This is a genomic window from Lysobacter yangpyeongensis (genome assembly GCF_042655745.1).
GTDB classification, from domain to species: domain Bacteria; phylum Pseudomonadota; class Gammaproteobacteria; order Xanthomonadales; family Xanthomonadaceae; genus Agrilutibacter; species Agrilutibacter yangpyeongensis.
Genome location: NZ_JBHSNM010000002.1, coordinates 379,663 through 390,999, shown reverse-complemented (window position 1 = coordinate 390,999; position 11,337 = coordinate 379,663). Strand labels below are relative to the sequence as shown.

Genomic DNA, 11,337 nt, shown 5'->3' with positions numbered 1-11,337 from the left:
GTGCAGCACCTCGTCATAATGCCCGCATGAACAATCGCATCCCGCTTCTGATCGACACCGATCCCGGCGTCGACGACGCCCTCGCGCTGCTCATGGCGTTCAACGATCCGCGCCATGACGTCGTGGGCCTCACCATCGCCGCCGGCAATGTCGGCCTGCAGCACACCGTCGCCAACGCGCTGAAGCTGTGCGAAGTCGCGGATGCCGATGTGCCGGTGTTCCCGGGATGCGCCGCGCCGCTGCTGCATCCCGCGCGCGACGCCGCTTACGTGCACGGACGCGACGGCTTCGGCGATACCGGCTATGCCCCGGCCTCCCGGCGGTCGCAGGACGAGCACGCCGCGCTGGCGATCCTGCGCCTCTCGCACGAATACGCGGGCCGGCTCGTGCTGGTAGCGCTGGGCCCCCTGACCAATGTGGCGCTGGCGCTGAAGCTCGACCCGACCCTGCCATCGCGCATCGCGCGCTGCGTGGTGATGGGCGGAGCGGTGACCGCGCACGGCAATATCACCGCGGCGGCCGAGTTCAACATCGCCTTCGATCCCGAAGCCGCGCACATCGTATTCGGCGCCTTCGAACGCATCGACCTCAGCGACTGGGAAGCGACCGTGGAGCACGGCCTGCTGGATGTCGACGTGAACCGCTGGCTGGCGGCCGAATCGCCGCGGGCCCGCTTCTACGAGGCGATCTCCCGGCAGACCCGGGCCTGGGCCGGGGAGCGCCGCGGCAATCGTTGGCATTCCGCCGACGGACTGGCGATGGCGTTCGCGCTGGCGCCCGAAGGGGCGGTGGAAACGGCCGAACGCCCGCTCGCGGTGGAGACCGAAGGGCGCCAGACCCGCGGGGCGACGATCATCGATTGGCGCCGCGAGAGCGGCCGCCCCGACAACGTCCGGATCCTGCTGCGGTACGACCAGGCCCGTTTCGAGGGCCTGGTGGAGGGCGCCCTGGCGGCGGGCTGATTCCGGCATTCGCCGGACTTGCCACGGCGGCCGGAGGGCCGCTATACTGCGCGACTTTCCCCGCAACCTATTGGTGCGTTGCCATGAAGACCGGCATCCATCCCGACTACCGCGAAGTCGTTTTCCAGGACGTGACCACCGATTTCGCGTTCCTTACCCGCTCGACCCTTGCCAGCAAGGAGACGATCAAGTGGGAGGACGGCAACGAATACCCGCTGATCAAGCTCGATATCACCTCGGCTTCGCATCCGTTCTACACGGGCAAGCACAAGATCGTGGATACGAGCGGCCGCGTGGACAAGTTCCGCAAGCGCTACGCGCAGAAGTAATCCGGACCCGCGCACGACGCGCGGTCCAACGGTTCCTGTCGCTGCGGAATCGTGTTTTGCAAAGCCCGCCTTCCGGCGGGCTTTGCGCTTTCTGGCTACTTGGCATCGCGTCGCGCACCCGAGCCGCAGCAACGCTGCATCCTGGAGTAGAGGCTCTATTTCCGGCATTGCATGCGACCTGCGGTCGCGAATGCTTATGCGATAATTCTCCGTCGCGGCCAGCCCGCGCATGACTACACCGAAGGTGTTTCCCTCCATCCGCCGCGGCCCTCCCTGCGGCGTGCAGATACCAGGAGCGTTGCGTGTCCGAGTCCTCCAAGTCCGGCCTCGATCAGGTCACCCTGACCGCGGGCGACAAGAGCGTCACATTGCCGGTGCACCAGCCGACCCTGGGCGCCCCGTGCATCGACATCGGCAAGCTGCCCAAGGAAACCGGTTGCTTCACCTACGACAACGGGTTCACCGCGACGGCCAGCTGCCGCTCCGCGATCACCTACATCGACGGTGACGCCGGTGTGCTGCTGTACCGCGGCTACCCGATCGAGCAACTCGCGGAGATGTCGAGCTTCCTCGAAGTCGCCTATCTGCTGATGAACGGCGAGCTGCCGACCAAGGACGAGTTCTCGAAGTTCGAACACGAAGTCACGCATCACACGATGATGCACGAGGCGTTCCGCACGTTCCTCTACGGCTTCCGCCACGACGCGCATCCGATGGCGATGCTCACCGGCATGCTCGGTTCGCTGGCGAGCTTCTACCACAACGATCTGGACATCGAGGATCCCGAGCAGCGCCGCCTCGCCGCGATCCGCCTGATCGCCAAGATCCCGACGATCGCCGCCGCCTGTTACCGCTATTCGATCGGCTGGCCGATCCGCTATCCGCGCAACAACCTCGAGTACACCACGCGCTTCCTGCACATGATGAAGGAAGTGCCGAGCGAGCCGCTCGAGCTCAGCCCGGTCGCCGCCAAGGCGATGGATCTGCTTTTCATCCTGCACGCGGACCATGAGCAGAACGCGTCGACCTCGACCGTGCGTCTGGTCGGTTCGACCGGCGCCAACCCGTACGTGAGCGTCGCTGCCGGCGTCGCCGCGCTGTGGGGCCCCGCGCACGGCGGTGCCAACGAAGCCGTGCTGAAGATGCTCGGCGAAATCGGCAAGCCGGAGAACGTCGGTGCCGCCGTGGCCAAGGCGAAGGACAAGGAATCTGGCTTCCGCCTGATGGGCTTCGGCCACCGCGTCTACAAGAACTTCGATCCGCGCGCGAAGATCATCCGTGCGATGTGCCACCAGGTGCTGAGCGAACTGGGCGTCAACGATCCGCTGCTCGAAGTGGCGATGCGCCTGGAAGAGGCCGCGTTGAAGGACGAGTACTTCATCCAGCGCAAGCTCTACCCGAACGTCGACTTCTACTCCGGCATCATCTACAAGGCGCTCGGCATCCCGGTGGAAATGTTCACCGTGATGTTCGCCATCGCCCGCACCGCCGGCTGGGTGTCGCATTGGCTCGAGCAGCAGAACGACCCGGAAAACAAGATCAGCCGTCCGCGCCAGATCTACACCGGCGCGGCGACGCGCGACTACGTCGGCTTCGACAAGCGCTGACCGCACAGAAGAACGCCCCGCATCGCGGGGCGTTTTTCCTTTCGAAGGGCGCGGCGCAACGGCCCGCTACTTCGCCAGCTGGTACAGGTATTCGACGAAGGACATGGTGGCGCCATCCAGGCCCTGCACCTTCGGATTGCCCGATTCGATCAGGTAGTACTCGTCCGGCCCGTGCGCGCCGCTGCCATGGCCCAGCCCGAAATGCCCGGCCGCCAGCTGCAGCGGGGCATCGGTGAAGACGTAGCCCGGGTACGAACCGGCGTTGCGCGGCCACAGCAGCGGGTCGATGCCCAGCTTCTTCAGCGTGGCCACCTGCGCCTGGATCAACGGCGCGTCCGCCGACGTGCTGGTCGGATCGTAGCCGCCGGTGACGTTGACCTCGATGTCGCCGAAGCCGCGCCGGGCCAGGTGCGCCTTCAGCGCCGCTACCGCATCGGCGGCCTTCATGTCCGGAACCAGGCGCAGATCCAGCTTGGCCACGGCGCGATGCGGCAGCACGGTCTTGCCGCCCGGACCGGTGTAGCCGCCGACGAGGCCTTCGATGTTGACCGTGGGCTGCGATTCCAGGCGCTCGTTGGCCTGTTGCCAGGGCAGGTCGTCGATCCAGTGCTGCACGCCCAGTTGCTGTTTCGCCTGCGCTTCGCTGCGCCGCCGGGTCGCTTCCGCGATCATCTGCTTCTCGCTGTCGCTCATCGGGCGCGGCTTGGGATAGTCATCGATGGCGATGGCGTTGCCGTCGTCGGACACCAGCGTGTCGAGCGCCTTCACCAGTCGCCAGGCCGGGCTGTCGACCATCGCCTTCAGCGACGAGTGGATGTCCTTCGACGGCCCGCGACCCCATTTCTCGCCGCTGGCAACCAGCTCCAGTTCGACCACGCCCTTGCTGCCGAGATTGACGGTCACCACGCCGTCCAGGCTCTGCATGGAGGCGGGCATGAACACGCCGATGGTCCGGCGCAGCGCCGCTTCGACTTCGGGATTGCGTACGAGCTGCGCGATGTGCGGCGAGCCGATCTCTTCTTCGCCTTCCGCGACGAGCACCAGATTCACCGGCGGTTTCCGCCCGGCGGCGCGGATCGCGTGCAGCGCGGCGAGGAACGCGGTTTCGGGCCCCTTCTGGTTGACCGCGCCGCGGCCGACGATGACCTTGCCCAGGCCCGGCTTGTCGACGAGCCGCGCTTCGAGCGGCGGCGACGACCATTCGCCGGGATCGAACTGCTTGACGTCGTACATGAAGTACAGGCCGACGGTTTTCTCGGCGCCGGCATCGAGCGTAGCGAACACGCCGGGCTTGCCGTCGGTGCGGATCACCTTCGCCTGCTGGAAGCCGGCATCGCGCGCCAGCTGCGCCATGTATTCGGCGCCATCGGGATAGCCCCGGTCCTCGGCGGCGATGGCGGGATGCGCGATCCAGTCCTGCAGACGCTTGACGGTCGCGTCGTGCCCCTTCGTCACCGCGCTCCGGATGGCGTCTAGGTCCGCGTCGGCGGCGTGGGCCTGTCCGGTGCCGAACGCAAGAACCATGGCGCCCGCCGCAAACGCGGCCAGCGCGCTGCGTTGAATAACCCGCATGCTTGTTCTCCTGTTGTCGGTCGATTCGAAGTGCATTGGCGCGCCGTCGGCTGACGTGGCGGCCGCGTCAATCGCGACCCGCTTCGTAGCCGGCGATTTCCTCGTCGGCAAGCACCTGGCGCAGCTGCGCGGCGGAGGCGCGCCGCATCGGCTTTTCGTCGATGCCGGACAGCGGCGCCTGGCGCACCACGTCGCGCGGCAACACCGTCAGGTCGAACGGCAGGCCTTCGGCGCTGAATACCCACACCGGAAAATCGTCGCTGCGTTCGCGGTCGAGACGCACGCGCCGGGTGCGCGACTCGGCGGGAATCGCATGCTGTTCGAGGTGCCGATGCACGGCTTCCGGATCGTCGCTGTGCAGATGGAGTGCCACGGCGCTGCGTGCGTCGGCGGTACCTTCCAGCACCGGTCCGACCAGGCGCGGGTCGAATTCGGCGAAGAACTCCAGTGCGCGCAGTGCGGCCTCGCGGCGCTGGTGCAATTCGATGACGTTGTCGCGCTGGAACAGGCGCTGGTATTCGCGCAGCGCGTCTTCGATCTCGCGATTGCGCGGCAGCGATGCGTCGTCGAAGATCCCCAGCCGCTGCGCGGCCTTGAGCTTGGCCTGGTGGTAGTCGCGAATCCCGCCTTCGGCCATCAGGCGCGCGGCTTCGTGGGCCAGGCTGCGGCGACGCTCGCTGGTTCGCGTCTCGGCGTGTTGCTGGGCGTGCTGTCGGGCGTGGCGCATGACGACCTCCGCGGATGGCACGACGACGGCGGGCATTTTCGCCGCGGCCAGCCGAGGCTGGCGGGAGCAAACGCTAGCACGGGTGGCGTGAATCAGGAATCCGCGCGCGGCGGCACCGCCGAGCGGACCGATTCCGCAAAAAAGAAAGCGGGCCGTTGCCTGCTTCCTTCACGCCTGGTTGGCTGCATTCAGAAAATGTCGAAGGACTCTTCGGTGGGCGTCGCGTCCTGCGGGCCGTAGTCGACGTAGGTTTCCATGCGGTCGAGATCTTCTGCCTTGACCCATTCGACGACGCCGCCGCTGCCTTCCGGCATCAGCGTGCCGTTGGCGGCCACGGAAACCTTCACCATGCCTTCCGGCGGCTCGTTGGTCGCGATCGGCTGATCCTTGAGCGCGACGCGCATGTAGTCGATCCAGATCGGCAACGCGGCCCGCCCGCCGTATTCGCGGTAACCCAGCGACTTGTAGTCGTCGCGGCCTACCCAGACGGTCGTGACGTAGGGCCCGCCGATGCCGGAGAACCACGCGTCGCGATGGTCGTTGGTCGAGCCGGTCTTGCCGCCGACGTCTTCGCGGTTCAGCACCTTCGCCGGTGTGCCGGTGCCGCGCAGCACGACGTCGCGCAGCATCGACACGATCTGGTACGCGATCCGGTTATCGATGGCGCGCGGCGCCACCACCATGTCGGCCGGCGGTGCCTTGATTTCCTTGGGCTTGCTCGTGTCGGCGGCGGCGATCGCGGGGCGGCTGGCCGAGCCGCCTGCCGGACCCAGGTCGAAGCCGTCCACGACGGTGGACGCCGCCGGCGTAGCCACGATCTTGCCGGCGCTGCCGATGCCGCACTGCGGGCACGCCGTGGCCGGCTTCTCCTTGAAGAGCACCGCACCGTTGGAGTCGCGGACCTCATCGATGAACCAGGGCGTCACCAGGAACCCGCCGTTGGCGAACACGGAGAAGCCGCGCGCCACCGACAGCGGCGTCAGCGAAGCGGTGCCCAGCGACATCGACAGGTTCGGCGGGAGTTCCTTCTCCTCGAAGCCCAGGTGGCTGATGTACTTGCGCGCGTAGTCGACGCCGATCGCATCGAGCAGGCGGACCGACACCAGGTTGCGCGACTGCACCATGGCCTCGCGCAGGCGCATCGGCCCGGCGAAGTTGCCGGTGTCGTTCTGCGGGCGCCACAGGTGGCCGCGGCGATCCTTGAACACCACCGGCGCATCGAGCACGACGGACGCGGGGTTGAAGCCGCGTTCGAAAGCCGCCGCGTAGACGAACGGCTTGAAGCTCGAGCCCGGCTGGCGCCGCGCCTGGGTGGCGCGATTGAATTTGTTGCCGGCGAAGCTGTAGCCGCCGGAGAGCGCGCGCAGCGCACCGTTGGACGGCTCAAGCGAGACGAGCGCCGCCTGCGCGCGCGGCACCTGCGCGAGCGAGTAGCGAACACCGGCGGCCGGCTTGGCGGCCTGCTTTGCGTCGGCCGCCGCTTCCTGGCGCAGCACGCGCACCAGGTCGCCGCGCTTGACCAGCTTGTCCGGGCTCTGGCCGTTCCAGCCCTGGTCGGGACCCAGTTCCAGCTCGCTGCCGTCACCCAGCAGCACCTTCGCCGATCGGTCCTCGACTGCCAGCACGATCGCCGGCAGCAGGTCGGCCTGTGCGGATACCTTGCGCAGGCGGGCGAGGGTGGTGGCCCGGTCTTCGGTATCGGCGAGGTCGAAGTGCTGCTCCACCCCGTGCCAGCCGTGGCGCAGGTCGTAGGTGCGCAGGCCCGCGCGGATCGCCTTGTCCGCGGACGCCTGGAGCACCGGATCGATGGTCGTGATGACGTGGTAGCCCTTGGTCAGGGCTTCGGCGCCATAACGCGCCACCATCTCCTGGCGCACCATCTCCGCGACGTAAGGCGCATGGACCTCGACCGGACGCTCGTGCGGCGTGGCATGCATCGGCACCGCCTTGGCGGCGTCGGCTTCGGCCTGGGTGATGAACTTCAGCTGCGCCATGCGCTGCAGGATGTAGACGTCGCGGCGTTCCTTGGCGCGCGCCGGATTGCTCAGCGGGTTGGCGGTCGAGGGGAATTTCGGAATCGCCGCGAGCGATGCCATCTCGTCCAGGCTCAGCTGGTTGAGCTTCTTGCCGTAGTAGAACTCCGCCGCCGCGGCCACGCCGTAAGAGCGGTGACCGAAGAAGCTCTTGTTGAGATACAGCTCGAAGATCTCGTCCTTGCTGAGCTCGTTCTCGATGCGCATCGCCAGCAGCATCTCGGCGAGCTTGCGCTTGTAGCTGTATTCCTGGCTCAGGAAGAACTGGCGCGCGACCTGCTGGGTGATGGTCGAACCGCCGGGGACGCGACGGTCATCGGTGGTGGCCAGCAGCCAGATGGCGCGCGCAGTGCCCTTGTAGTCGACGCCGTGGTGCTTGTAGAAGCGCGCGTCCTCGGCGGCCAGGAAGGCCTGCTTGAGCCGCTGCGGAACGTCCTCGATGTTGACCGGGTAGCGGCGCGTCTCGCCGAACAGGGCCATCAGCTTGCCGTCGCGCGAGTACACGTACATCGGCTCCTGCAGCTCGACGTTGCGCAGCGTCTCGACGTCCGGCAGCTTGGGGGCGATGAGGAAGTAGAGGACGCCCAGCGCGATCGCGCCGAGCAGGGCCACGCTGGTGGCCGCGATCAGCGTCCAGCGCAGCAAGCGACGAAAACGGGGCATCTAAGCGGAATTCCTGGCAACGGTGATTGCGGGTGCTGTGGTCGAGGAGTATAGAGGAGGCGGGTGGGCGCACCGGGACGAATGACCGCGTTTGCGCAGGTGCGATCGGGCCGATTCATCGCGTTCGCCGCCCGAGCGTTGCGCATCGGGGGCGCATCGTGGCCGTCGGGGGCCGGCAGCAGCGACGACGTTCCGGATCGGGTCCGATCCGGGCGGCGAGGGCACGCGGGGGGGCAGTGCTTGGGGGTGGCCCGGTGTCCGTCCGGCTCGTATGGGGGTCGTCTACCGCTACGGCCGTTCCGATTCCGGTTCAGCGTTCAGAGGGAAAAGCGGTCTGGTTGGCAGTTCGGGGCACGGGGGAGTTGCCAGTCCGGGGAAAGTCCGATATTTAAGGCACGGCCACACGAAGTGCGCGTAAGCGCTTGTGGCATGGGGAGAAAAAATCGTGGGGATCGTCACAAAAGGCCAGCCGACCCTCGTCGGCGTGGACATCAGTTCGACGGCGGTGAAGCTGTTGCAGCTCTCCAGGGCTGGCGACCGCTACCGCGTCGAGCACTATGCGGTCGAGCCGCTGCCGCCCAATGCGGTCGTCGAAAAGAACATCGTCGAGGTCGAGGCGGTGGGCGAGGCGATCAAGCGCGCGGTCAACCGCTCGGGCACCAAGGTGAAATACGCCGCCGCCGCAGTCGCGGGCTCGTCGGTGATCACCAAGGTGATTCCGATGCCGGCCGATCTCGACGAGGACGATCTCGAATCGCAGGTTGAGCTGGAAGCCGTCAATTACGTTCCGTACCCGATCGAGGAAGTGAACCTCGACTTCGAGGTGCTCGGCCCGATGCCGAACAACCCGGGCACGCTGCAGGTCCTGCTGGCGGCCTCCCGTTCGGAAAACGTCGAGCTCCGATCTTCCGCGCTGGAAATCGGCGGCCTGACGCCCAAGGTGATGGACGTCGAGGCCTTCGCCATCGAAAACGCCTTCGCCTTGCTCGCCAACCAGCTGAGCGGCCCGCGCGATGGCCTGACGGCGCTGATCGACTCGGGCGCGACGATGACGACGCTCAACGTGCTGCGCAACGGCCGCAGCCTGTACAGCCGCGAGCAGGTCTTCGGCGGCAAGCAGCTCACCGACGAGGTGATGCGCCGCTACGGCCTCAGCTATGAAGAAGCCGGCCTGGCCAAGCGCCAGGGCGGCCTGCCCGAGAGCTACCAGGCCGAAGTGCTGGAGCCCTTCAAGGAAGCCATGGTCCAGCAGGTCAGCCGCCTGCTGCAGTTCTTCTACGCGGGCAGCGAATTCAACCGCGTCGACCAGATCGTGCTCGCCGGTGGCAATGCGGCCATTCCGGGCATCGCCCAGATGGTCGAAGAGCACCTGGGCGTTCCGACCCTGGTTGCCAATCCGCTGGCCCACATGACGCTCGGTCCCCGTGTCCAGGCGCACGCGCTCGCGCAGGACGCGCCGGCGCTGATGATCGCCTGCGGCCTCGCCCTGAGGAGCTTCGACTGATGGCACGGATCAACCTCCTCCCGTGGCGCGCCGAACGGCGCAAGCAGCGCCAGAAGGAATTCAGCATCCTCTTGGGCCTCTCGGCCATGGGTGCGGTCCTGCTGTCGTTCCTGATGGTGGGTTACTACAAGGCCCAGATCAGCGGCCAGAACGAGCGCAACCAGTACCTCACCGACCAGATCGCGCTCGTGCAGAAACAGATCGACGAGATCAAGCTGCTCGACGAGAAGAAGGCCAAGCTGCTCGCGCGCAAGGAAATCATCGAGAAGCTGCAGGCCAACCGTTCGCAGATGGTGCACCTGTTCGATTCGCTGGTGCGCACGATCCCTGACGGTGTGATCCTCACTTCGATCAAGCAGGACGAGGACACGTTGACGCTCGAGGGGCGCGCGCAGTCCAACGCCCGCGTGAGTACCTACATGCGCAACCTCGAAGGCTCGGGCTGGATGACCAAGCCCGACCTGTCGATCATCGAGGCCAAGGGCGAAGACAAGGCGCTGCCGAACCAGTTCAAGCTGTCGGTGAAGCTCGCCAACCCGAACGCGCCCAAGGATGAAGACGGCGATGGCGTGCCGGATGCCCCGGCTGCCGCGCCCGCCGCTCCCGCAGGAACTGCACCGGCCACGACGCCCGCTGCCCCGGCCAACAACACGCCGGCCGCCCCCGTGAAAGAAGGAGCCGCCTCGTGAGCGCCAAGAAATTCTCGCTGCGCGAACTCGACTTCAACAACATGGGGTCCTGGCCACAGCAGGCCAAGGTCGGCTTCTGCGTGATCATCGCCCTGGTGATCATCCTGCTGAGCTGGTGGCTGTTCGTGCGCGACAAGCTGGATGAACTCGAAGGACTGGAGAACAGGGAAACCGAACTCCGCCAGGAATTCGAGACCAAGCAGGGCCGCGCCGCCAACCTCGAGCCGCTCAAGCAGCAGCTCGCGCAGATGGAAGAGCAGCTCAAGCAGATGCTGCGCCAGTTGCCGAGCAAGACCGAAATGCCGGATCTCATCGTCGACATTTCGCAGACGGCGCTGGCTACCGGCATCACCAACGAGCTGTTCCAGCCCGGTCCTGAAATGCCGAAGGAGTTCTACGCGGAGAAGCCGATCGCGCTGCGGATGGTGGGCACCTACCACCAGTTCGGCGGTTTCGTGAGCGGCGTCGCGACCCTGCCGCGCGTGGTCATCATGACCATGCACGACATCTCGCTGAAGCCACGGGACAAGGACCGGAACGGCAAGCCCGTTGCGATCACGGCCAACAGTCCGCTCGAACTCGCCGGTACGGTCAAGACGTATCGCTACCTCGACGAAGAAGAGGTCGCTGCGCAGGAAAAAGCTGCGCCGGCCACGAACGCTCCCGCCGGCAACACGCAGGGAGGGGGCTGATATGCACGGTCCATCTGATCGCCTGAATGCCATGCGCAACCGGACACTGCCACTCGTAGCCGCGCTTGTACTCGCCCTCACCGGATGCGCTCGCGGCATCACGAGCACGCCGGGGGATGCGCCCAACCTCGAGAAGTGGGTTGCCGAAGTGAAAGCGCGGCCGGCGCCGCCCCTTGAGCCGCTGCCGGTGATGCAGCAGTTCGAGACGTTCGAATACGCCGCCTATTCGCTGCGCGATCCTTTCAGCACGGCATTCACGGACTCCGACTCCGGGTCGGGACCCAGGCCGGATCGCGATCGCCGCAAGCAGACGCTCGAGCAATTTCCGCTCGACAGCCTGGATATGGTCGGCACGCTGGGCCGTGGTCCGGGCATGATCGCGTTGGTAATGGCACCGGACAAGGTGACTTACCGCGTCCGCCCGGGGAATTACATGGGGCAGAGCGACGGTCGCGTGACGGGCGTGTTTGAAGACCGCATCGAGTTGGTGGAACTGGTGCCGGATGGCGCGGGTGGCTGGCTGGAACGTCCAGCGTCGGTCGCATTAGAAGATCAATGA

10 protein-coding genes are annotated in these 11,337 nt (G+C 66.5%); 7 read left to right on the top strand and 3 right to left on the bottom strand.

What is annotated here, in order from left to right:
* Positions 1-26: 26 nt before the first annotated feature.
* The 3 genes from ACFPN1_RS08575 (at position 27) to ACFPN1_RS08565 (ending at position 2,898) form a co-directional block, all read left to right on the top strand.
* Positions 27-962 carry a nucleoside hydrolase gene (locus ACFPN1_RS08575; protein WP_386754457.1) on the top strand — a complete coding sequence of 312 codons (936 nt, stop codon included), beginning with the start codon at positions 27-29 and terminating at the stop codon, positions 960-962.
* An 83-nt stretch (positions 963-1,045) separates the two neighbouring features.
* Positions 1,046-1,291 (top strand): type B 50S ribosomal protein L31, encoded by a 246-nt coding sequence (locus tag ACFPN1_RS08570; RefSeq protein ID WP_386754456.1) that lies wholly within the window; start codon positions 1,046-1,048, stop codon positions 1,289-1,291.
* A gap of 302 nt (positions 1,292-1,593) precedes the next feature.
* Positions 1,594-2,898, top strand: a complete 1,305-nt coding sequence (locus tag ACFPN1_RS08565; RefSeq protein WP_386754455.1) for a citrate synthase — start codon at positions 1,594-1,596, stop codon at positions 2,896-2,898.
* Positions 2,899-2,964: 66 nt separating this feature from the next.
* Here the strand turns inward: ACFPN1_RS08565 and ACFPN1_RS08560 are convergent, their stop codons facing one another.
* The 3 genes from ACFPN1_RS08560 to ACFPN1_RS08550 form a co-directional block, all read right to left on the bottom strand.
* Positions 2,965-4,470, bottom strand: a complete 1,506-nt coding sequence (locus ACFPN1_RS08560) for a M20/M25/M40 family metallo-hydrolase (protein ID WP_386754454.1) — start codon at positions 4,468-4,470, stop codon at positions 2,965-2,967.
* Between the two features lie 67 nt (positions 4,471-4,537).
* A complete protein-coding gene (locus ACFPN1_RS08555; RefSeq protein ID WP_386754453.1) occupies positions 4,538-5,197 on the bottom strand; it encodes a hypothetical protein in 660 nt (219 codons plus the stop codon).
* 188 nt (positions 5,198-5,385) lie between these two features.
* Positions 5,386-7,893 (bottom strand): penicillin-binding protein 1A, encoded by a 2,508-nt coding sequence (locus ACFPN1_RS08550; protein ID WP_386754452.1) that lies wholly within the window; start codon positions 7,891-7,893, stop codon positions 5,386-5,388.
* Positions 7,894-8,338: 445 nt separating this feature from the next.
* Between ACFPN1_RS08550 and ACFPN1_RS08545 the strand changes: the two genes are divergently transcribed.
* The 4 genes from ACFPN1_RS08545 to ACFPN1_RS08530 are packed head-to-tail and all read left to right on the top strand — an operon-like array spanning position 8,339 to position 11,337.
* Positions 8,339-9,397: a pilus assembly protein PilM gene (locus tag ACFPN1_RS08545; RefSeq protein ID WP_386754450.1), complete on the top strand. Its 1,059-nt coding sequence runs from the start codon at positions 8,339-8,341 to the stop codon at positions 9,395-9,397.
* Positions 9,397-10,086: a PilN domain-containing protein gene (locus ACFPN1_RS08540; RefSeq protein WP_386754449.1), complete on the top strand. Its 690-nt coding sequence runs from the start codon at positions 9,397-9,399 to the stop codon at positions 10,084-10,086. Before ACFPN1_RS08545 ends, ACFPN1_RS08540 begins: the two co-directional genes overlap by 1 nt.
* The gene (locus tag ACFPN1_RS08535; protein ID WP_386754448.1) at positions 10,083-10,778 is read left to right on the top strand and encodes a type IV pilus inner membrane component PilO; all 696 of its coding nucleotides are present in this window, start codon (positions 10,083-10,085) and stop codon (positions 10,776-10,778) included. The genes ACFPN1_RS08540 and ACFPN1_RS08535 overlap by 4 nt, the downstream gene beginning before the upstream one ends.
* A 31-nt stretch (positions 10,779-10,809) precedes the next feature.
* Positions 10,810-11,337 (top strand): pilus assembly protein PilP, encoded by a 528-nt coding sequence (locus ACFPN1_RS08530; protein ID WP_386754847.1) that lies wholly within the window; start codon positions 10,810-10,812, stop codon positions 11,335-11,337.